The organism is Allorhodopirellula solitaria, from assembly GCF_007859855.1.
GTDB classification, from domain to species: Bacteria; Planctomycetota; Planctomycetia; order Pirellulales; family Pirellulaceae; genus Rhodopirellula; species Rhodopirellula solitaria.
Genome location: NZ_SJPK01000003.1, coordinates 654,795 through 678,459, shown reverse-complemented (window position 1 = coordinate 678,459; position 23,665 = coordinate 654,795). Strand labels below are relative to the sequence as shown.

At 59.0% G+C, this 23,665-nt stretch carries 13 protein-coding genes and 1 tRNA gene; 9 read left to right on the top strand and 5 right to left on the bottom strand.

The features are described from left to right. Window positions 1–101 precede the first annotated feature (101 nt). Genes CA85_RS08695 through uvrA form a run of 3 tightly spaced genes read left to right on the top strand, consistent with a single transcriptional unit; the run spans window position 102 to window position 8,481 of the window. On the top strand, window positions 102–701 hold the full coding sequence (locus tag CA85_RS08695; protein ID WP_246112612.1) for a UvrB/UvrC motif-containing protein: 600 nt from the start codon (window positions 102–104) through the stop codon (window positions 699–701). Next, window positions 698–1,783, top strand: coding sequence for a protein arginine kinase (locus CA85_RS08690; protein ID WP_146390908.1), 1,086 nt, complete (start codon window positions 698–700; stop codon window positions 1,781–1,783). The genes CA85_RS08695 and CA85_RS08690 overlap by 4 nt, the downstream gene beginning before the upstream one ends. Next, the gene (uvrA, locus tag CA85_RS08685) at window positions 1,783–8,481 is read left to right on the top strand and encodes an excinuclease ABC subunit UvrA (protein ID WP_146390906.1); all 6,699 of its coding nucleotides are present in this window, start codon (window positions 1,783–1,785) and stop codon (window positions 8,479–8,481) included. The genes CA85_RS08690 and uvrA overlap by 1 nt, the downstream gene beginning before the upstream one ends. A 587-nt stretch (window positions 8,482–9,068) precedes the next feature. Here the strand turns inward: uvrA and CA85_RS08680 are convergent. The 4 genes from CA85_RS08680 to kdsA form a co-directional block, all read right to left on the bottom strand. Continuing rightward, the gene (locus tag CA85_RS08680; protein WP_146390904.1) at window positions 9,069–10,514 is read right to left on the bottom strand and encodes a RecQ family ATP-dependent DNA helicase; all 1,446 of its coding nucleotides are present in this window, start codon (window positions 10,512–10,514) and stop codon (window positions 9,069–9,071) included. Window positions 10,515–10,570: 56 nt separating this feature from the next. Continuing rightward, complete coding sequence (locus tag CA85_RS08675) at window positions 10,571–11,350, bottom strand: TatD family hydrolase (RefSeq protein WP_146390902.1); 780 nt, start codon at window positions 11,348–11,350, stop codon at window positions 10,571–10,573. A 12-nt stretch (window positions 11,351–11,362) separates the two neighbouring features. Then, a complete protein-coding gene (locus tag CA85_RS08670) occupies window positions 11,363–13,225 on the bottom strand; it encodes a tetratricopeptide repeat protein (protein WP_246112611.1) in 1,863 nt (620 codons plus the stop codon). 80 nt (window positions 13,226–13,305) lie between these two features. Further along, on the bottom strand, window positions 13,306–14,208 hold the full coding sequence (gene kdsA, locus CA85_RS08665; RefSeq protein ID WP_146390900.1) for a 3-deoxy-8-phosphooctulonate synthase: 903 nt from the start codon (window positions 14,206–14,208) through the stop codon (window positions 13,306–13,308). Window positions 14,209–14,937: 729 nt separating this feature from the next. Here kdsA and CA85_RS08660 point away from each other — a divergent pair. From CA85_RS08660 to CA85_RS08650, 3 genes are all read left to right on the top strand, one after another. Beyond that, window positions 14,938–16,401 (top strand): DUF6513 domain-containing protein, encoded by a 1,464-nt coding sequence (locus CA85_RS08660; protein WP_246112610.1) that lies wholly within the window; start codon window positions 14,938–14,940, stop codon window positions 16,399–16,401. Window positions 16,402–16,821: 420 nt separating this feature from the next. Then, the gene (locus CA85_RS08655) at window positions 16,822–17,001 is read left to right on the top strand and encodes a hypothetical protein (RefSeq protein ID WP_146390896.1); all 180 of its coding nucleotides are present in this window, start codon (window positions 16,822–16,824) and stop codon (window positions 16,999–17,001) included. Between the two features lie 103 nt (window positions 17,002–17,104). Beyond that, on the top strand, window positions 17,105–18,328 hold the full coding sequence (locus CA85_RS08650; RefSeq protein WP_146390895.1) for a DUF1559 domain-containing protein: 1,224 nt from the start codon (window positions 17,105–17,107) through the stop codon (window positions 18,326–18,328). A 670-nt stretch (window positions 18,329–18,998) separates the two neighbouring features. On the opposite strand, the gene CA85_RS08645 is transcribed toward CA85_RS08650, so the two are convergent. Then, window positions 18,999–20,204, bottom strand: a complete 1,206-nt coding sequence (locus CA85_RS08645; protein WP_246112609.1) for a beta-ketoacyl-ACP synthase III — start codon at window positions 20,202–20,204, stop codon at window positions 18,999–19,001. Window positions 20,205–20,482: 278 nt separating this feature from the next. On the opposite strand from CA85_RS08645, the gene CA85_RS08640 reads away from it, so the two are divergent. The 3 genes from CA85_RS08640 (at window position 20,483) to CA85_RS08630 (ending at window position 23,006) form a co-directional block, all read left to right on the top strand. Next, a tRNA-Met gene (locus tag CA85_RS08640) sits at window positions 20,483–20,556 on the top strand. 267 nt (window positions 20,557–20,823) lie between these two features. After that, window positions 20,824–22,095, top strand: a complete 1,272-nt coding sequence (locus CA85_RS08635; protein WP_246112608.1) for a fatty acid desaturase family protein — start codon at window positions 20,824–20,826, stop codon at window positions 22,093–22,095. Then, the gene (locus CA85_RS08630) at window positions 22,092–23,006 is read left to right on the top strand and encodes an aminotransferase class IV (RefSeq protein ID WP_146390893.1); all 915 of its coding nucleotides are present in this window, start codon (window positions 22,092–22,094) and stop codon (window positions 23,004–23,006) included. Before CA85_RS08635 ends, CA85_RS08630 begins: the two co-directional genes overlap by 4 nt. Window positions 23,007–23,665: the final 659 nt, after the last annotated feature.

Genomic DNA, 23,665 nt, shown 5'->3' with positions numbered 1-23,665 from the left:
GACACTCCAACCCCCAGCGATAGAATCCTGTGGGACTCCGATTTTGAACCCTCGCCCTCTTTTGGCCCGTAATACCGACACCCCCCGCCCGCGAGATTCACATGAAATGTCAGTATTGCGATAAACCCGCTACGTTTCACATCACCGAGTTAACCGAACCGGACGGCCCTCAGATCCTCCATCTCTGCGAACACCACGCGAGAACGGTTCTGCAAAAAGAAGAACCCAGTCCGATCAAAACGGTCACAGGGGCTCTCGCGAAACAACTGCAACTGGGCCAAACCAAGGAAGAGCTTCGCAAACTCGACAAGAAAGCCTGTCCGTCGTGCGGGATCACCTTTTTTGAGTTTCGCAACACCGGACGACTGGGGTGCCCAATGGACTATACCCACTTCGAGTCCGATTTGACCCCGCTACTCCTGAATATTCACGATTCACTTCAACATACCGGCAAACGACCGTCCCGCGCCGCAGCGAATGTGGACGCACAAGCCGAGTTGATCAGTCTGCGCAAAGAAATGGAGGCCGCCGTGCAGAGCGAACAGTACGAGAAGGCATCGAAAATTCGCGATCGCATCAATGAGATCCAAGGCGATCCCAAACACCCAGGCTTCGTCGCGCCAGCGACCGATGATGAGGGCGACGCCGATCTGTCCGGTGACGCCCAAGACGCACCTGGCGAAGGCGGAGGCGGACTGTGAAAGAACCTTCGGACCTCTCGATTCTCGTCAAAAACAGCGGCGAATGGCTCAAAGGCACTGGCCCTGAATCGGATATCGTAATCAGCAGCCGGATTCGACTCGCGCGAAACCTCGCTGGGTTTCCCTTCATCAAGAAGTGCAGCGAGGACGATCGACGAAAAATCGAACGCCAGGTTCGGACGCGCCTCGAAGCGATGTCGGCCTGGAAAGATATCCAATATGTTCACGTCGATACGCTTTCGGAAGTCGACCGGCAATTCCTCGTCGAACGCCAACTGATCAGCCGCGAGATCGCCGAAGCCGAGGGCAGCCGCGCCGTCGCGATCGATCCCGGCGAACAGTACTCGGTGATGGTCAACGAAGAAGACCACCTGCGGATCCAGGTCATGCACAGCGGCCTGGACCTCGACAGTGCCTGGGACCAAATCGACCGCATCGACGATACTGTCGAAGGTGAATTGCTGTACGCGTTTCATCCTAAGTTTGGATATCTCACCGCCTGCCCCACCAACGTGGGCACCGGGCTGCGTGTCAGCGTGATGTTGCATCTGCCCGGACTCGTCATCACTCAACAGATCGACAAGGTCTTCCGCAGCATGCAGCGGATCAATGTGACGGTCCGCGGTCTATACGGGGAAGGGTCACAGTACACCGGTGACTTCTACCAGGTCAGCAATCAGGTCACCCTGGGCCACACCGAACGAGAGCTTTTGACGATGGTCGGTGATGAGGTCGTGCCTCGGATCATCGATTACGAACGGAAGGCGCGTGATTTTCTGATGGAAAAAGGCGAGCAAGATTTGCTCGACGACGTCAGCCGCGCGTTGGGGATCCTCAGCACGGCTCGTAAAATCAGCAGCGAGGAGACGATGCACTATCTCTCCAAGGTTCGCTTGGGCGTCAACCTCGGCCTAATCGACGACGTGGAAGTGGCCACGATCAACAAGCTGTTCATCCATACCCAACCGGCGCACCTGCAAAAACTGCGAGGACGGATGCTGACGACCAGCGACCGACACGTCGAACGGGCCAACTACCTGCACCAGCACCTACGAAACGGCGGCCCGGCGGACGTGAACTGATGACCGAACCTCGCCAGACGTCGGCTCGCGAGATCTTGGTCAAGGGCGCCCGGGAACACAACCTGCGAGACATCGATCTGTCGCTCCCACGCGGCAAGTTGATCTGTTTCTCGGGTGTGTCGGGCAGTGGCAAGAGCTCGCTCGCCTTCGATACGCTTTATGCTGAGGGCCAACGCCGGTACGTGGAGAGTCTGAGTAATTCGGCTCGCCAAGTGATGGGGCAAATGCCCAAGCCAGACGTGGATCTGGTCTCGGGCCTGAGTCCATCGATCTCGATCAGCCAAAAATCGACGGGCAATAACCCGCGAAGTACCGTCGGCACGATCACCGAAATTCAGGATTTTCTCCGTGTGCTTTTCGCTCGCGTGGGTACGGGCTATTGCCCACATTGTGAAATCCCCATCCAAGCTCAAACCGGCGACGCCATCGTCAGCCGAACCCTTGGCTGCGTCGCCGATGCCGTGCTTGACCGCGAAGATGATGATCCATCAGGCCCGGGGGACGACGAGGAATCATCCGCAGCGTTATGGATTCTCGCGCCCTTGGCACGGGGCCAGAAAGGCGAATTCAAAGACCTTTTTGAAGACCTGCGGAAGCAGGGGTTCAACCGCGCCCGCGTCGATGGCGAAACCATCCGGCTCGCAGAGCCGCCGCCACTTGACCGAACCGTACGTCACGATGTCGAGGTCGTCGTCGACCGGATGGTGCTGCCGCGTGACATCGACGCGTCGTTCGATCGAGCTCGCTTGAGCGAAGCGGTGGCGTTGGCCTTGAAACTCGGCGACAGCACGCTGATCGCATCGGTCAGTCGGGTGGACGCAGAATCGATCGCTCCGACGAAAAACGATCATCTGTTTTCCTCACGCAACTCCTGCCCGCAGTGCGGCACGAGTTTCCGAGCTCCGACACCACAGCTGTTCAGTTTCAACAGCCCTCAGGGGATGTGCGAATCCTGTGACGGGATCGGCCGGATGTACACATTCGTGCCGGAGCTATTGATACCCGATGGATCGAAATCGATCCGCAAAGGTGCGATCTCTCTGCTCGGTAAATGGGGTGACGTGGGCCGTTATCGCCGCCATATTTACATGGGCTTTGCAGACGCGATCGATGAAGCCTTTGAATTAGAACCGGGGACCATGCTCGACACGAGCTGGGACGAGCTTCCCGAGCAAGCGCGTCATGTGTGGTTATGGGGCGCCGATGAAACCGTGGATCCTGCCAGCATTAGTGGCAAGAAGGCTAAGAAGTACATCCACGATTTCGATGGAATGATCCCCGAACTGCTCGATCGCTATCGAACGAGCCGCAATAAAATGCAATTGCGGCAGTTCGAGAAGCACATGAACACCATCGATTGTCCCGATTGCCGGGGGCGACGACTGAACCCACAGGCCTCGGCCGTCCGGATCACCACGTCGGAACAATCGTTTGTCGACGCGCCTTCGAAAACGCTGCCTCAGCTGTGTGGTCTCTCGATCGAACAGCTCAACGAGTTCTTTCAAAACATCGAGTTATCGGCGACCGATGCGACGATCGCGACCGAGGCCCTCAAAGAGATTCGTGGCCGAATTGGGTTCCTGCTCGGTGTGGGATTGGATTATCTCACACTTGGCCGAACCGCACCGACGCTCTCGGGGGGCGAATCCCAACGGATTCGTCTCGCCGGACAAATCGGCTCGGGACTCGCCGGCGTGCTGTACATCCTCGACGAACCCTCGATCGGCTTGCACCCACGCGACAACGACCGACTGATCGCGACCCTCGAGCGGCTGCGTGATGGGGGCAACACGCTGATTGTTGTCGAGCACGATGAAGACACGATGCGGGCGTCGGACTTAATCGTCGACTTCGGGCCGGGGCCCGGCGTCAAAGGTGGTCATGTCGTCGCGACGGGCACGATCGAGGAAGTCTGCGAATGCGCCGAAAGCGTCACGGGTGCGTTCCTGTCCGGTCGCCGTGAGATCCTGCCGCCCGCCACGCCGCGAGCCATCGATCCAGACCGGAAACTGACCGTCCGCGGTGCCCGTTTTCATAACTTGAAGAACGTCGATGTCGACATTCCGCTCGGCGTGGTTGTCTGTGTTACAGGCGTCTCAGGAAGCGGAAAGAGCTCGTTGATTAGCGGCATTCTTGAACCCGCCCTGCGCCGCGACCTCAATCGCGCTGAATCCGAACCGGGCGATCATGACGCCATCGAGGGGATCGAGCATCTCGACAAGATCATCGCGATCGACCAATCCCCGATCGGACGCACTCCCCGCAGTAATCCTGCGACCTATGTGAAGGTGTTCGACGAGATCCGTAGCCTCTTTGCGAAACTCACCGACGCAAAGACACGAGGGTACACCGCGGGCCGGTTTAGCTTCAATGTCGACGGTGGCCGCTGCAGCGCCTGCGACGGCAACGGCGCGAACAAGCTTGAGATGGATTTTCTCGCCGATATCTGGGTCACCTGCCCGGTCTGCAATGGTCAACGCTACAACCGCGAAACACTCGCGGTGACGTTCAAAGGGAAATCCATTGCCGATGTGCTCGAAATGGATATTTCGCAGGCACTGGAGCTGTTCGAGAATGTTCCTCGGATCGCTGAGAAGCTGCAGACGCTCGTTGACGTTGGGCTGGAGTATCTCAAGCTCGGGCAACCCTCCCCGACGCTTTCGGGCGGCGAGGCCCAACGGATCAAGCTGTCCAAAGAACTCAGTCGCCGGGACACTGGCAATACGCTCTACGTGCTCGATGAGCCCACCACTGGGCTGCACTTCGCCGACATCGAACTCCTGCTCGGAGTGATCAACCAACTCGCCGACCGGGGGAATTCGATCGTGATCGTCGAGCATAATCTCGACGTAATCAAAACAGCGGACTGGGTCATCGACATCGGCGTCGAGGGTGGCCGAGGCGGCGGCGAGGTGATCGCCGAAGGGCATCCGAGCGAAGTTGCGAAAGTAACCGATAGCTACACCGGCGCAGCGATCGCCAATGTGCTCGGCATCAAGCGTCCCAACCGCAAAGCGGTCGCGGAGGTCATTCGAGAGGTCGCGACACCCGACGCCTTGGCCCGCACCCACGTGGTTGTCGAAGGTGCCTGCGAACATAACTTGAGGCACGTCAATGTGGCCGTCCCCCGCGATGCCATGACGGTGTTCTGCGGCCCGAGCGGTAGCGGCAAGAGTTCCCTCGCGATGGATACGATCTACGCCGAAGGGCAGCGTCGCTATGTGGAGTCCTTGTCGAGCTACGCGCGTCAGTTCATCGGCCAGGTGCAAAAGCCCAAAGCGGAACGGATCGAGGGGTTGTCGCCCGCCGTCGCGCTTGAGCAAAAGAACCTCGGCCATTCGCCTCGAAGTACCGTGGGCACGGTCACGGAGGTCTACGACTACCTGAGGATTCTCTTTGCCAAGCTCGGGACGATGCATTGCCCTGATTGCGAGCTGCCGATCGGCACCCAGACGTCCGATCAAATTATCGAGAAGGTACTGAGCCTGGACGAAGGCACACGTGCCCTGTTGCTGGCGCCGATCGACGTCGCCCCGGGTGAGGCCTCCATCGAGACTTGGCAGACACTCCGCGCCAGCGGTTATGGGCGGGTCCGCATTGATGGCGAGACCGTTGAGCTCGATGCCGCCAAGCCGCTCGATTCGCGCCGTGTGCAAAGTGTCGCGGTGGTCGTCGACCGCATCACCGTTCGCAGCGAAGAACGCTCGCGGATCAGTGACAGTGTCGAGCAAGCACTCTCGCTCGGCGTGGGGGTGATCGAGATCGCGATCGCGGATGCGGATCGGCCCGAACCCGAATGGGAGACGATCCGTCACAGCCAACACCTCGTTTGTGGTGGTTGCGGACGCTCCTTCCAAGCCCTCACCCCACACCACTTCTCGTTTAATTCGACAATCGGATGGTGCCCGGGTTGCCAGGGATTGGGAACGCAGACGGGAACCAACCCCGCCGCCTTGATGGGCACGCCGCAGCAAACACTCGCCGATGGCGGTGCGCTGCTGTGGCCGAAAACGGATCAAGCCGTCAGTCAGTGGATGCTGCAGGCGTTGTCTCGCTCGACCGCAATCCCGATCGACAGCCCAATCGAGCTGCTAACGCTGTCGCAGAAACGCATGCTGTTTCACGGGCTGGCCGACCGTTGGGTCGAGGTCCGCCGCAGCGATGCCGTGGGCGCTTCGTCCGACTTGGCCGCCGCAGCGGGAGGTGGCGGCAAGGGGCATCCCGACGACATTCTGTTTCGCTATCAATTCAAGGGATTCTACCCTGCCCTGGAGGAGGCCTCGCGGCTGACGCCAGGGTTGCGGGCGAAGCTCGAGACATTCGTCGCCGAGATTGACTGCAGTGTGTGCAACGGTGCTCGCTTGCGGGACGATGCCGCCGCAGTGCGTTTCCGCGACCACACCATCGGCGATCTGGTCCACATGCCACTGGATCGGCTTGACGCTGAGGTCGCCAGCTGGCAGCTCGACCAGCGAGAACAGAAGATTGCCGGGGAGCTGATTCGCGAAGTCCAATCGCGAGTGAATTTCTTGCGTGACGTGGGGCTTGACTACCTGACGCTGCACCGGGGCGCCGCGACCCTGTCCGGGGGCGAGGCCCAGCGGATACGGCTGGCCGCGCAGCTCGGCAGCGGTCTTTGTGGCGTGCTTTACGTTCTCGACGAGCCGACGATTGGACTGCACCCTCGCGACAACCTACGCCTGCTTTCGGCGCTGCACCGGTTGCGTGATCAAGGCAACACGTTGCTCGTCGTCGAGCATGACCACGATGTGATCGCCGGGAGTGACTACCTCTGTGATTTCGGTCCGCTCGCCGGTCGACACGGCGGCAATATCGTCGCCCAAGGTCCCCCGGAGCAGATCGAACCGGCTGCCACCTCCGTAACGGCTCCCTACCTGTCCGGCGAGCAGCAGATCGAACTACCCGCGGTGCGGCGCCCGGTCCTGTCACCGGCGGGCAAACCGATGGTCGACTTCATCAGCATTCGTGGTGCTCGCGAGAACAACCTTGACGATGTCGATGTCGATATCCCGCTGGGGACGATGACCGCAGTGACCGGTCCCAGTGGCAGTGGCAAGAGTTCGCTCATCAACGGGATCCTCTATCCCGTACTCGCTCGCCGCCTCCATCGAGCCAAAGTCAAATCAGGCCGGCACGATGAGATCACCGGACTGCGATACATCAACAAAGTCATCCGAGTCGACCAATCGCCACTAGGCAATTCTCCGTCGAGCAACCCGGCTACCTATACGGGCGTGTTCGACCTGATCCGTGGTGAATTCGCGAGTCTGCCGGCCGCCCGTGAGCGACGGTTCACGCCGCGAACGTTCAGTTTCAATGTCGCTGGCGGACGCTGTGAAACCTGCGAGGGGACCGGGCAGCGCAAGATCGAAATGCACTTCTTGCCCGACGTCTGGATCGCCTGCGAAGAATGTCATTCGCGGCGATACAACGAAGACGTCCTGCAGGTCAAATTGAATGGCCGCAGCATTGCTGATGTGCTGGAAATGCCCTGCTCCGAAGCCGTCGAACTGTTCGCCGAGCAACCCAAGATCCAACACGTCATGCAAACGCTCTGCGACGTAGGACTCGATTACGTCACGCTCGGTCAGTCGGCTCCCACCCTGTCCGGTGGTGAAGCGCAACGGGTGAAACTCGCCGCGGAGCTGGCCCGGCCCGCCACCGGGCACACACTCTACCTACTCGACGAGCCCACGACGGGACTTCATTTTGGCGATATTGAAAAGTTGCTGCAGGTGATGCAACGACTCGTCGATATCGGCAATACCGTGATCGTGATCGAACACAATCTGGACGTGATCAAGTGTGCTGACTGGATCATCGACATGGGCCCCGGCGCTGGCGTCCACGGCGGCAGCATCGTGTTTGAAGGCACCCCCGAAGCTCTCGCGGCAACAGCCAAGGATAGCGACGGCGAGGTTTCAGTCACGGCTCCCTTCCTCGCCGACGCCCTCAGCGGCACACGAACAGCCCAGCCCACACCGCCTCGAACCGATGTCGAGTACGCGGCAGGCGCTGATGCATTGAGCGCCGCCCCAGCGGGTGAATCGCCGGACCAAGTCGAGCAATTTATTCCCAACGGGGCAGCGACACCGGCAGGATCGCGCCGTCACGTGATTTCGGGAGCAGCCGATGACGCAGACGGGCCCGACCAAGTGAGCGGGCCGGAGCAAGCAGAGGAAATCGGGGAAACGAACGGGCCTGCGGAGCGATTCTCGGCCCCGTGGAAGGTGCTCGGGCGCCGTTGGCACACCCTGCCCAAGGGATTCCCCGAGAACCAGGCGCCTGCCTGGCCACTCGAACTCGTCGACCGCGTCTTGGATCTCCTCACCGCCATCGCGGGCGAACACGCGATCAAATACCCCGCCCCGGATCGGGTGGGTGTGAATCTCGAATCAGACGATCTCAACGGTGAGTTGCCCTGGTGGGCGGAATTAGAAACAAAACAACTCGATGGGGTCAAACTCCGTCTCCGCGGCCCCAGATCCGCCATCGATCTCGATCAACTTCTGTCGCTCGACCTCCTACACTCGCGCGACGCTGACGGCACGGTCAGCCTGCATGACTCCGACGATGTCACGTTAACCCTACGACTGACACGACTCGACGAGACCCGTGGACGACAACTCCGCACCTTCCTGCAAACGCACCTCGATCGCACGCGGCTGAACAGTTAACAAGCGTTTGCATCAATTCGCTCGCACCCTCGCCGTCCCCGCGACCTCACGGCCAACGCCGAATGCCACTTAGCAACACACGATGAATAAGAGTCGGTTTTAATAGTGGACGAGGCACGAGTCCTGCGGCTTTGGACTCGTCGCCTCGTCCACTACGACAGAAATGTTACCGAGACCGCTTCGCGGTCGAAAATAGATGGCATTGGGCGCTCGCCGCCGGTAAGTGCGTACAAACCAGCGGCTAGCGCCTTGCCGCTCACTCAATCAACACGCCGGTCAGCGAGGAAAATGGGTTCATCCGACGGAAGCGTGCGCAGAGCACAGCGGAAGTTTTTTTGAGGCATGGCTCTCGTATCCAATGATCGTTCAAAAATGCGTCCCTGACGAACAAACGCTCGCCAGGGACCGACAACACCATTGGCGTACCGCTTTTGCAGGGAAACGCTGGCGACCGAGATATCCCTTGCCAAGCCAGCACCTCTGCAGAGCTTCGGCTCCGTTTCTCCCGGCAGGGCCAGTCTAACCAAACTAAACTGAGTGCCATTCGGCCGACGCCTCACGGGGTAGACTTTCAGCGAACCACGCGGCTAGTTGCTGCCCATGAAATACTCGTTCAAGAACGCTTGTCGATCCTGTTTGGGTGTTTTGGCGAACTCGACCAACGCGTAGAGACGCTGTTGGTCTCGGCGTGTCTTTGAATCCAGAACTTCTTCGCCGAAGAGCTCAGGTGACAACCTGCCGATCAGCTCAAAGCACTGGGGTGGCCGCGGTCCGGCGACGACGCCGTGACGATCGAGCATCGCGATTGCGGTTTCCAATCGATGGTCGTGGGGACTGACTCGCTGCAGCTTCTGGTTAAGCCATTCCAGCCCGTATGCTTGGCAGCGTTCCCCATCCTCCACGAGAGCATGAAGGACGCGGTCATAGAACCCTGCGTCTGGGTTCGCCCAGGCGATGAACTGCATTTGCGTCATCAGATCGGCTTGATCGTAAAGCCACAAACAACGACTAGGCCGCCCATCGCGCCCGGCTCGTCCGATCTCTTGATAGTACGATTCAATCGACCCCGGTGTCTCTGCATGGACGATCAGACGGATGTCGTTCTTGTCGACTCCCATCCCGAACGCGGGTGTCGCGAGCACCGTATCGACCTCGCCACTCATGAACGCATCTTGCATCGAACGACGTTGGTGACGTGAAAGATCACCGTGATAGTTCACGTGGTCGATTCCCATCCCGCGCAATCGATCGCTAAACCGCTGGAGCGTTTTGATCAATGAGAAATAGACGATCGTGCCGCCTGCCCGATTGTTATCTGGCCCCCATAGAGATAGATCTCGCAACGCCGCAATCAGTTGTTCCAATTTCTCATCGTCGTCGATCACCGACTCGACTTCCATTGAAAGATTTGGGCGGTCGATCCCTTCATGAAACAGTTCAATGTCGGCCGCATCGATTCCCATTTGCGTGTAGATATCACGGCGACAATCGGCTGTCGCCGTCGCCGTCAATGCAATCGTTGTGGGGTTACCGAGCAGTTCGCGAATCTGTGCGATGCGACTGTAATCGGGACGGAAGTCATGTCCCCATTGGCTGACGCAATGCGCTTCGTCAATCGCCAGCAAACGAACGTTTCGCGAGGCGATCGTTTCCAAGAACGCTGGTTTGCGAAACCGCTCCGGCGTCACGTAAAGCAAACGGTACTTACCCGCGGTGAGTTCCCGCTGGCGTTCGAAGCGTGCGTCACGATCCAAGGACGAATTGATGAACGTCGCGTCGATCCCGCGGGCTCGCAACGAATCGACCTGGTCCTGCATCAACGCTACCAATGGTGATAGCACGAGCGTGATCTCACCGTCGCCAGGCGTGGCCAGCAGCGCAGGGATTTGATAGCACAGTGACTTCCCACCACCGGTCGGCATCACGACCATCGCATGCCTCTGATCGGTCACATGGGCAATGATCTCAGCCTGGCGGCCACGAAACGACTCGTATCCAAAATGCTCACCGAGGAGCACTTGAGCCTGCTGCATCGAATTACCTGAGGGGCTGGTTCTCGGTTTCTGTGAATGACCAAGCGGGTGAAAACTCACGAGAGCTGAAAGAATCTCGCGGCGTTTTCAGCCGTGGCGTCTGCGAGTTGCTCGGCGGAGACACCCCGTGTCTTCGCCACACAGCGAAGGGTGTGTTCGACTCGCGCGGGCTCGTTGGGGCGGCGACCTCGCAGCGGTTCAGGCGATAGATAAGGCGAGTCGGTTTCGACGAGCAATCGATCTTCGGGAACGTATGCCGCGACTTCTCGCAGCTCATCGTTCTTCTTAAACGTCACCATGCCTGCGAAACTGATCATCAACCCGAGGTCCAGGCACTGCCGCGCCTCAGCGAGATTCCCTGTGAATGAATGCATCACTGCAGGCGGCAGGCGGCTCTGCTCGCGAAGCTGGCCGATAATCAACTCGGCACTCTCGCGCATGTGGATCACGACCGGCAGGTCCACGCGGACGGCGAGATCGAGATGACGTTGAAAATATTCGTGCTGCTGAGCGATGGGGGTATCATCCCAATAGCAATCCAGTCCCGTTTCACCGATGCCAACGACACCGGGCGCACCGACGAGCTCTTCGATGATGGCAAAGTCACCTGAGTCGGCCTCTGCGGCTGAATTGGGCTGAATCCCTACCACGGCGTGCAAGTATCCGGGGTGGGCAGCTGCGAGATCGCAGGCGCGGCGACTCGTTGCTGCATCGATACCAATCACACCTATGCCCGTCACCCCAGCCTCGCGGGCACGCAAGACAACGTCGTCCACCGAGTCAGTGAACACGTCGGAGTTCAAGTGGGCGTGGGTATCGAAGAGGCGAAGTGTCATCGGTGAGTCGCGTTATTCACTGGGTGAGTCGTCAGTCGAGTCGGTTTCACCGGGCTCGAGTCTATCCAACAATCGGGCGCGCAAGCGATTGCCAAAATCGGACACGTTCTGATCCGTTTTCAACGCCGTGATCGCCTCAGCAATGTTGCCCTCCTGTTCACTCGCCCGGGCGGCATTGTAGACGGCTGCATCGGCCCAATAGGACTGCTGTTCATCGTCGAGCACACGTTTGGTGAACCAGTTGTGAGCGGTATCGTAGCGGCCATCGTCGTACTGAAGAAGCGCTAACCAGTACGTCGCGGTGCGTTTCCCCAGCCGGATGAAAGTTTGCATCTGCTGCAACCTCGCGTCGTACTCGGCAGGGTCCATTCCCAACTCGCGTCGCAGTCCGTACTGGGTTTGTAGCTGGACGTTGATGCGTAGATCATCGATCTCGTATTCGGGAGCCCGCTGGTTGAGATAGTGGGTCCGCGCCCCTTCGGTGCCATCGCTTTCATCATCGACAAATTGGCCGGTGAGATGCCGCCATCGTCCTCTCACCAGATCGCTGTCTTGAGTGCCGGACGGCTCCAAAACCGCGAAGCGTGACCGGTACCAGAACGCAAAGCCAGGGTCCCGATCGGCCACTGCCTCGAGCCCGTGAGCGTACAGTTCCGCGAGCGTCGGCACTTCCCAAATCCGTACACCTGCGATCCCGGGAATCGCATCGAATCGCTTCGCCCAATCCTCGGCGTCGACCCAAAACCTCATGCGATGTTCCCCCGTCATCCCTGATTCGAGCGTTCTCATCCGGGACGACAATGTCTCGGGACGCAAATTGAGCAAGGCGACGTTTTGAGAGATATCGGTTCGCGAGAGTGGGTAGTCGAAGTAGCCAGCCACGTTGAGACGACGCATCAATGTGGGATCTTTGCGCGCTTCGGCCAACGTCGCGACACCGGTTTGATCGGGGCCAGGAATCGGCAGCCCCAACCGGGGTTCGAACAAGAAAATGTGCTCACCAATCAACGCACCGACGGACCAAGGTGTTCGCTCCCCCGTCTCATCGGACTGGGTGGCCAAGACCGCCGTCGGGATCCCGGCTTGGAGGCACAGCTGAGTGAACACGCCGCATCGCTGCAACCAATCGCCACGCCCTCGCCAGAGCGTTTGGTAATCGGTTTGGCGAAATCCAGGTCCTTCGAAAGGCATCCTGGGCGGCATCGCAGGGACCGGCAGCTGCGCAGGGACCGCCAATTGATCCGGCTCAAGTGCGATGTTGCGCACCGTCCAATCAAACAATCGCATTGCGGTTTGCAATTGATCGATATCCTTCACCGTCAGGGCAAGCGAATCAGTGTCGGCGGACTCGTCTTGTGTGGTCGCACCATCGGATTCGCTCGCCTTCGCACGCAGTCCTTGCAGCCAATCGGCAAAAATCGGATCGTCGCGTAGCGGAGTGTCGATCCAGGCGACCACGTGGCGGTAGAGATTCGCGTCTCGCAACAAGGGCACGTCGTCAGCAGTAAATTCAGGACGCTGGACCGCATCGGCGAGTTGTTCGGGACTTAGAAACCCAGCCAGCGATTGGGCGATCGCCGGCATCTCGCTAGCGGGATCTGCGGGCGAGGAGGAGGAACCCGCATGCTCCCGCATCCACTGATTGATGTGGTAGGCAATCTGTTGGCGGGCCCGCTGCTCGTTGAGCTCGACGTACTGGTCAAGCAGAGCAACCGTTTCTCCCAAATGATCTTGCTGGGAATGTTCCTGCACCGCGACCTGACGCTTTGCCAGGATCCGCTGCAATTTCTCCGAATCATCCTGGCAGCCGACCAGGCAACTCGCGACGCATCCCGCCACAAACATCACGCTCAAGGAGAAAACGGTCGATCGCATCAGCAAGTTAAACTAGGTCAAGGGGAGTGGTTGGGTGCAGAATAGCAGTCCCATTTGAATCCGAATCGATCAAAGCCGGCCTAAAGCTCTTCGACGGTCTCACGCAGTCGTAAGAGACGATCGACCAAGCCTGTGAATTGATCCAGCGGGATCATGTTGGGACCGTCGCTCGGGGAGGTTTCCGGTTGGGGATGCGTCTCAAAAAACAAGGCATCGCATCCGATCGCTACGGCGGCACGGGCCAAAGGTTCAACCATTTCGCGATTTCCACCTGTCGCTCCACCCAGTCCGCCGGGCTGCTGCACACTATGGGTGGCATCGAATACAACAGGAACACCGAGCTGACGCATGATGGGAATCGACTGCATGTCATTGACGAGCCGCCCGTAGCCGAAGAACGTGCCCCGCTCGCAGACGAGAATTTTTCCCGCGGAGTCGCGGGCGTCGTCAGCATGCCCCTCTACCGCCGTTTCGGCAGGACGATCCGCTGCCGAATCGTTACTGGCTGACGAAGGGGCACTGCCGCGCAGTTTGTCGACGACGTAACGCATGTCCGAAGGAGCCATAAACTGCCCCTTTTTAACGTTCACACAGCGTCCTGTTTGGGCTGCCGCGACCAAGAGATCGGTTTGCCGCGCCAGGAACGCGGGGATCTGCAATACGTCGCAAACCTCAGCCGCCACGGCAGCTTGTTCAGGCAGGTGAATATCGGTCGTCACCGGCAAGCCGCTGTCGGCCCCCACGGCTTCGAGCAGACGCAACCCCTCATCAATCCCCGGCCCCCGTTTGGCCGACAGACTGGTCCGGTTCGCTTTGTCAAACGACGCCTTGAAAACCACGTTCAGATCCGTGCGTTCGTTGAGCCGGGCGAGAGTCTCGCCAATCTCCATCGCCAGCTCACGCGTCTGCAGGACACACGGACCGGCAATGAGAAGCAACGGCTGGGAATCGCCGCATAGGTATTTTCCGACCGAGGCAAGCATGAGGCAGTACGGAGTGAGAAGGGAAGGAAAGAGGCCAATCACATCAACGAATAGCGATTATCTTAGGCGGCAAACCCGATCCCGTCCGCCCCCCTGCTATTGGGAACAGGATCAAAGCCGCGACCGGCGTACTGACTGGGCTGCGACGTACTGACTTTGCCGCTGCCAGTGGACTGCGCCGCGGAGATGACATGTTCTTCGGTTGGTGGTCGCTCAACGGTTTGTCGGTTTAATCGAAGCTGGCCCCGCAATGGTGAGCCGAGGGCGGTAACGCCAATGGCACTTAATTTGGCCCCGTTTGGGGCATGGCTAGGTTGGCAAGCCGATGCGTCAGCGAGGAAAATGCAGTGCTTTGCGTGGTCAATCGATGATCTTCGCTCACGCGTCGGGATACCAAGACCGCTTCGCAAACGAAGGGAAGTGCCATTCGCCGTCAGGCCCCGGGTAGCGCCGCCCACCCCGCCGCTGACGCGTCTCGGCTCAATAGCTCGACAGCCCTTGAAGACCTCCGGATTGAGGAAAAAGTACGGCGGAATGCAGGAAATTTCAATCAACCGAGCCGCCACATGGTATTTTTCACCTTTCGGGCGTCGTCTTTCGATGCACGCTCCGATCGCCCCACAACGGCATTGCCACGAGATTTCCTGACTCGGCACGATTTCCGATCCATCCCCGAACCCCGAATCATCGACCCTGCCCCCGCCCTTCGCTCTCCAGCCGAACTCCCATTTGCATTTCGTCACCGGGCGACTTGCCGAGGTCGCCCTGCGTGGTGCGGCGGCCGAGGCGGCGGAGCGGTATGGGTTCGCCCACAGTGTTCAGGTGACACCGATCACAGTCGCCGCGCTAATCACACCGAAGTGGCTGAGCCGACATCTCAATGTCCCGTCCACGACCACCCAAGTTGTCTTGCCGGGGTACTGCGAGAGTGTCCTCGACGATCCCATCTCGGCCGAGGCGCCGCAGATCAGTTGGCGCCAACGACTCGCTGAAATCGCTCATCTCGATCCGGCGAATATTGTTTGCGGACCCAAGGATTGTCGCGACATCGACGCATGGCTCGGCGGGAAGACTCGAGAGGTTGACCTGTCGAGGTACTCGATCGAGATCATTGCCGAGATCAACCACGCTCCACGTCTAAGCCTTGACGAGATCGTCGCTTTGGCCGGGGCACTGCGTCGAGATGGCGCCGACCGGATTGATGTTGGGTGTGATGCTGGGCGACCATGTCGGGTGATCGGCGACTACGTCGCTGCTCTCGTCGATGCAGGACACCGCGTCAGCATTGATACTTTCGATGAACAGGAGACCCGCGATGCAATCCGTTCGGGTGCTTCCCTTGTGCTGTCGGTGAACTCCTCCAATCGCCGAGCCGCAGCGGACTGGGGCTGTGAAGTGGTTGCTATTCCCGACACGCCCGAGGATCTAGCATCGTTGGACACGACGATCGAATTCCTGGATCGGCATGCTGTTCCGCTACGCCTCGATCCGATCCTTGAACCGATCGGCTCAGGATTCGGTGACTCGGTCCTGCGGTATGCTCAAACACGTGATCGCTACCCCGATCACGCGATGATGATGGGGATCGGCAACTTGACCGAGCTCACCGACGTGGACTCGGCAGGCGTCAATATGCTCTTGCTCGGTCTCTGCGAGGAGTGGCAGGTCGGCAGTGTCTTGACCACCCAAGTCATCAATTGGGCGCGGAGTTCGATTCGGGAATGCGACATCGCTCGTCGGTTGGTCCATCACAGCATTGCCACTGGCACGCCGCCCAAGCGGCTATCCGACCAACTCGTGATGCTCCGCGATGCCAAATTGCGTCCCTATTCCGAGCAGGCAATCGATGCTCTTGCAGAGGGGATCCGCGACAACAACTACCGAATCCTGGCTCAGGACGGCGTCATCCATCTAATCAGCGGCGGACTCCATCTGCAGGGAGACGAGCCGTTCGCGATCATGGGTGATTTGCTGCAGCGACCTCAGGCCGAGAATGTCGACGCCTCACACGCGTTCTATCTCGGCTTCGAATTAGCCAAAGCTAAACTCGCGATCCAATTGGGGAAACAGTACGAGCAAGACGAAGCACTGCGTTGGGGTCACCTCACCGTGGAGGAGCAAAGCCACCGGCTTGCCCGCCGAGCAAGAAAATCGGGCAAGCGTTCTCGCGCAGAAGCAGACGAGGATCGCTAGCCGCCGAGCGGTCATTCCCTACCGCTCGCGCCGCTTTCCTCAAGGCTGAACACAAAGTGTCTCGTGTTCTCTCGGTTCTCAAAAAAAAATTCTACATTTGGAAGTGGATCGCCCCCATCTTTCGAAACTTCCGCCCCCCATTTGAACCGAATCGAGATCGATTCGTGCGAGAAAACAAGGGTAGAGGACCGGGCGAAGTCAGTCGCACAGCGTCCATGCAGCGATCGAGAGCAATCTCAAGCTTACGTTTCAAGGTTCAGTCGAGTCAGATGACAACTGGACTGAGCCACTCCACGAGACGGAGCACTTGACGCTGCCTACCTGCGTCACTAGGGTTCCCCAACTTCCAATAGCGACCGTGTACCGTACAGCGTTCGCCCTACAGGCCTTCCTGCCTAACAACCACCTCGAGTTCATCTCATGAAAAAACACTGGTTCCTTCTTCTGACTATCGCGTTTGCCGCAACTTTCACCGTTGGCTGCGGTGATGACGGTAATCGGCAAGTTGAAAGTGACACGACGCTCAGCCCGGAAGAACAACAGGCTCAGTACGACGATTATGACCAGCAGCAAGCCGACATGAATCAGAACTACGATTGATCTGAAAGCTTGACTTTCCTGCAGCCGCGATAATTCAAGCCATTGAACGATCGCCAAAGCTGCATTTCGACTTTTCTCAAACCTTAACCAAAATATTAACTTCATGAAGAATTCTGTTCGGCGCGCCCACGGTTTCACCCTGGTCGAACTTTTAGTTGTCATCGCCATCATTGGTGTCCTTGTGGGGTTGCTATTGCCAGCCGTTCAAGCTGCTCGCGAAGCCGCACGGCGGATGAGCTGCAGCAACAATGTCAAGCAAATTGGGTTGGCGGTACACAACTATCACTCCGCCTATGGAAAGCTGCCCATGACAATGGGAGGGACATTCGAAGCAGGCGCGAACTCGGGGGGCACGGCTCCGGTGGGCTCAAACAATCGTCGTCGCCTTAGCTGGCTAGTGGGAATTTTGCCTTTTTTGGAACAACAGGCCCTATGGCAACAGATCAGTAACCCGAATCGCTACAACGCCGCTGGCGCTCTGCTCGGCGGAAACGAGTCTTGGAACGCGATGGGACCAGCTCCCTGGACGACCCAGTACGGCCCGTGGATGACGGATATCAAAGCCTTCCGCTGCCCGAGCGACCCTGGTTTCGGGGCACCTGCACTGGGGCGAACGAACTATGGTGGATGTTTGGGCGATTCGACTGATTGGACCACCAATGGTGCTTTCACGTTTGGCAATGGCTCCTGGAACTCGGCTGGCTCTCGCGTGAGCTCATGTCGTGGCGTTTTCGTCGCACGTCAGTTCACAGCATTCCGCGACATTCTCGATGGAACTTCCAACACAATCATGGCGGGTGAAATGCAGACAAGCCTGGGTGATCGCGCTAAGACGACGAATTTGGCGAGGAATCCGCCCGGAGGCTGGAGCTCATTGCACACCAACCCTTCCGCGTGTGAGCAAGCCAATTTTCTCGACCCGACACGACCCCAGTTCTGGTGCGGTGGTGGCGGTACTGGCTGCACGACGCCTGATTTGGCTGGTGGAAACCAAATGCGTGGGTATCGCTGGGCCGATGGTGGGCTACTGTACACAGGGATAACCACAATTCGCCCGCCGAACTCGGAGTTGTGCACGGCCGGTGGTGATTCATCCAGTGGCACGATGTCGCCCAGCAGCCATCATCAAGGCGGCGTGCATTGTCTCATGTCCGACGGTGCGGTTCGCTTCATCACCGATTCGATTGAATCAGGTAATCAGCAATCGCCAGTCGTGAATAACTCGATGTCACCTCCCTGCCTGCCAGCCGGGAGCGCAAGTCCCTTCGGATTGTGGGGGGCACTCGGCACACGGGCTAGCCACGAAGTTCTCGAAGGCGATTTCTAGGCCCCAGCGTTCTCCGCTCGAGTATCACCTTTTCCCGAGATGCTTAATCGCGTAGCCGTCATTCATCTCTGTTGGCGGCACGCGTTGCATCCTCACGAGTTACCATCGGTCGGTTGATTGCGATCGTCATGGGAGTCATGTCCGCCCTCTGGGCTGGCCGTCTGCGATAGGATTCTCGCGTCGAGCGAGCAACACAGCAGAACCGCGGCGAACTGTCCCGTCGCCGGTCAGACTTGAACCGCTTTCAGGCAGCTGAGCAGCGGTCAGAATGGGGACGAAACGCGGCCGGCGACGAATGGCGTGGACTCAGTGAGCCGACGGCGCTAGCCGCGGGTTCTTCATACCGCTATTTCCTTGCAAGACCCGCGGCTAGCGCGGAATGGCACTTACTTTAGCCCCTGGAGAGGACATAACGAGGTAGGTAACCCGATGCGTTAGCGAGGAAAATGCCGTTCTTTGCGTGGTCAGTAGATCATCCTCGCTCACGCGTCGGGTTACCAAGACCGCTTCGCAAACTAAAGTAAGCGGTATTCGGCTAGCGCGGTCGGCTCAAAATCTAAAACCGGTTAAGTCCACCCCATTCTAGACGGCGACAGCGGGCCGGCGAGCAAATGAAAAAGGCAATCACCGCGACGTCACCATCGCGAGACATTAAAAAAGTCCCAGCTGCTTACCAACGCAGCAAGAGAGTGCCCCAGGCGAGACCTGCGCCGAATCCACTCATGAGGATCAGATCGTCGCGTTGGACGCGGCCGCCACGAACGGCTTCATCGAGGGCCAACGGGATGCTCGCCGCGGATGTGTTTCCATACTTGTCGAGGTTCACGAAAACCTTGGCCGGATCCACCTTCAAACCAGCTACTGCGGAATCGATGATCCGTTGATTGGCTTGGTGCAGGATGAGCAGGGCTAGTTCATCAGGGGCAACGCCAGCATGCGTGAGGACGTCTTTGGCGCTTTCATCGACGACTCGCACCGCCCATTTGAACACGTTGCGACCGTCCATTTTCATGTAGTGATCACCCGCCGCGTAGGCATCCGGCGTGAGTGATTGGCGGCTTCCACCGGCAGGCACGCACAGCATCTCGCCACAAATACCTTCGCTGCCGAGTTGATAGGAAAGCAAACCGTCGGCCGCAGCGTTTTCTTCCTCTGCGGGCGGCGCGTCGTCCGCTCGATCCGCGTTTCCGCCGCGATCCACTGCGGTCGGCGTTACCAAGACCGCACCAGCAGCATCGCCGAAGAGCGGATAGGTTTTTTTATCGTCTGGGTCGATCGTACGAGTCATCAGGTCAGCACCGACGACGAGCACGTTCTTAGCATTGCCCGCTGCGATGAACTGAGCTGCGGTGACGAGGGCGTAGGTAAATCCCGAACAGGCAACACCGAGATCCATCGCAGGTGCCGAAATCCCTAGCCGGCCCTGCAGTTGGCTCGCCGTGGATGGGGTTTGGTGATCGGGCGTGATCGTTGCCACCAGCACGAGATCCACCTCGCTGGCTGCCACCTCTGCGTTCTCCAGGCACCGCATCGAGGCGGCGTAGCACATGTCACTGGTGGCTTCGTCCGAGGCGGCGTGCCGGCGTTGGCGGATGCCCGTGCGTCGCACAATCCACTCGCTATCGCAGCCGAGGGCCGCCAGATCCTCGTTCGTGACGATGTTCTCAGGCACAAAGGAACCCGTGCCCGCAATACGAACTCCACTGACGCGCCCCATCCGCCCGTTGGCGGTCACTTGCCCTCGCGCGAGCGCCGCTTCACCTGCCGATGCGGTGTTCTCGCCCAAGGGAGGGCCAGCGGACTTGCCTCCGGAGGTTTGATGCTGCGGTGACGTGATGGACGATTTAGGCGATTCGTGAGCCGGTTCGGTATGCAACCAACTTTCCTCCATTTTTCTGGGGCGGGCGTTTGCTCTGCTGAGCATGGCGGGTGAAGACCGGCTGAACAATATACCGAAACGCCCCTCCAACGCGACATCCGAAATTGTTGGCCCGGATGTTCGGCAAGGAATGATGAAAGGACGTCTTTTCAAGCGAGCGGATTTGTCGTAAGTTTCCGCCTTCTCAGAAACGACACCGATTTTTGAGAGAAACCCGGCACGGGCTGTGAAGCTCGGTCTGGGTTCGTCGCGGTAGTTCATACCGCGGAAAACACGGCGATGTAGCTCAGTTGGTTAGAGCGGAGTCTTCATAAGGCTTAGGTCAGCGGTTCGAGTCCGCTCATCGCTATTTCTTCTTGCCCCACTCTGGGGCCGCCGGGAACCGCCCGCAGAAACCACAATTTTTTGAATATTTGTGAGGCCCCGACACGCAAGCAATTGGAATGTCGTAGAGTTGATTGGACGGGAGACCTGAAGTTTCCGATCGAGGGAATCGTTTCCGTTCGTTTTTTATCCTTACTCGGGATATCGGCGGGCGATCGCCCCTTTGAGCGCCGTCGGTTTCTCCCCCAGACCTCGCCAGCTACGACCCTTGCCAGCTACGACCCTTGCCACCATGTCCCCTTCCACAAACGCTTCGTCGGCCATGCCGTCCGCGTCGGATTTTCGTGTCTCGACCGGTTATCCCGCCCCTGAACCCAACGTCGCCCCAGCTGCGTCATCCGCCCCTGCAGCTCCGGAAACCGCCGGGACCCCAGAAACCGTCGGGGTCCCGGAAACCACCGGGGACGCGCCCGCGGCCTCGCCATCTGTCAAACCGACAGCTACCTGTCATGCGTTTCGGTTTTCCCAAGCCCGGTCGTTGATTGGCGACCTCCAGCGCCCCCGACAAGCAATCTACTGGGCCGATTTCCTGTGCTCGATCATCTTGGGTCACCTCACACTCCACGCCATTTTTTGGCTGCCGGTTTGGTATGGTTTCACGCCCGCAGTGACCGCCGCTGTTGCGGTGTGCTACGTCGCCACCGTGCTGCTTTACATGCGTGCACTGATGTTTATCCACGAACTCGTTCACCTGCCCGAGAAGGGATTCACCGCCTTTCGCGTTGCTTGGAATGCGCTCTGCGGAATTTTTTTCCTGGTGCCATCGTTTCTGTATTACCCGCACGTCGATCATCATCGCCGCAAGCATTACGGCACCGAGCATGACGGCGAGTATCTCGCGCTAAGTCACCATGGTCCCTGGATGATCATCGGATTCGTCGTTCAAGCCCTGGTGATTCCCCTGCTCGCGCTGCTTCGCTTCGCCGTCATCAGCCCGCTGTGCTGGGTATTTCCTCGGCTGCGACCGTTCGTGCACCGGCATATGTCGACGATGCTCGTGGACCCAACCTACGAGCGTCCCGATGCATCGCCTAAGTTGATGCGAATCGTGATTCTGCAAGAGGTACTATGCTTCGCTTGGTGTGTCTGGTTCCTCGTTCGCGGCGGGATCATGCGAGACACCTGGATCGACCCGTTCTGGTTGGTCGCCTACAGCGTCGGAGTGGGCATCTTGGTGCTCAACGAAGTCCGTACCCTCGGCGCCCATCGCTGGAGCAACCGTGGCGGTGAAATGACATTTGATGAGCAGTTGCTCGACAGTGTTAACTTCCCTTCACGGCCTTGGATTACCGAGCTATGGGGGCCGATCGGAACCCGGTACCACGCCTTGCACCATCTGTTTCCACGACTGCCCTATCACAATCTCGGTGAAGCTCACCGCAGGTTAACCGAGGGGTTACCGACCGATTCGATCTACCACCAAACCTCCGAACCGTCACTGACGGCGGCAATCAGAAAGCTGTGGCAGCGGGCTCGAAACCCGCAGATGGAAAGTCATGCATGACAAACTTGATGAGTTCGCAGCAGCAATTTGCTAGCCATCAGGCGTATTTCGTCTGTCCGTCGATCCAACGCGATGGCTGGCTGCCCTTCGACCAGGTTTGTCTCCCCGTTGACGACCTCGGCTTTCGACAGGGCGTGACGGCTGTCGAGCGGATGCGAACGTATCACGGTGTGCCCTTTCGGCTCAACGACCATCTCCGCCGCTGGGCAGGTACGCTGCAGGTCGTCCGCATCGGCGATGTGCCGCCTCCCGAGACGCTCGGCCAGGTGATTCAGGAAGCCCTCGCCCGCAATGCCACGCTCGTTGCAGCGGAGAAAGAGGTGGGCATCACGATGTGGGCCACTCCCGGAATTCAGCCTGGTGCAGCTGCGACCTTTGCAGTTCATCTCAACCGCATCGACCACGCTGCGGTGGAGGAGCGGCAATCCACCGGCCAGCCCGTGGTACTTTGCGACGTGGTTCAGCCACCAACGCAGACCTGGCCGCGGCACGCCAAGGTGCGATGTCGGCTGCACTACTATCTCGCCGACGCCCACGCCCGATCATTGGTTCCCGATGCAACAGGCGTCCTGGCGGATTGCGACGGCAGCTGGACGGAATCGAGCGTCGCCAGTATCGCTCTGGTGAGCGGCCGTGAGATTGCGTTTGCCCCTGCGGCGCAAGTCCTTCCGGGAATCACTCAACTCCATGTCCGCACCCTCGCCAAAGATCTAGCGATCGATGTCACAGAACGCCGGCTGACGACGGATCGGATTGCTCGTGCCGATGCGATGTTGCTAATGGGCACCGATACGGGACTGTGGTTCGCTAACCGAGTCCATGACTCGCGAGCCTTTGTGATCGCGGACTTCGCCGGCGTTCAGCAGTGCGAACTCGTCACCGAACTGCAGCAACGATTCGTTCCGAAGTGAAAGCCCAGCAAGACAAGGCCAGCGAGACTCCGGCGGGGCTGTTTCCGGTGGTAGCCCCGAGGCACAACGGGCTGTCGTTTTATTGAGCCGAGACGCCTCAGCGGCGTCACCCGGCGCCTTACCGGCCCTCGGCTCACCATTGCGGGGCCAACGTCGCTTAAATCGGTTCATCCGACGGAAGCGTGCGCAGAGCACAGCGGAAGGTTTTTTGAGTACTGTCATATCCAGAACGAAAATTTGCAGTGCGCGCGTACGCTCAGCGGCACCACCAATAGGGTAGCTTTTTCGACACTCAAAGTCCACTGTTTGTCGGCCAGCCAGCACGGCTCGGTTAGCTTTGGTGGTTCAGTCTCGCCACCCTGGTAGATATCCGAAGCTCTGAGAGCCCCACACTGTCTCATCCGGCGTTTGAACCGCTAACAGAGCATCTCACTCAAGCACGGGCTTGCTCAGCAGAGCTACGCTCCACCGATACCCTCGGCATGCGACGACGTTGTTAGTGTGCTTGGCAGCACGACAATTCAGCCTAAGGCTTCAGAGCTTCGGACGGTTTCGATTCTACAGTGTTTTCCTGGTTCACTCCAAGACGAATTAGTAAGCCGATCAGCAAGTCGCCGATCGATTGAGGGCCTCGACGCTTCTTGCCAGCGAGAAGCTGC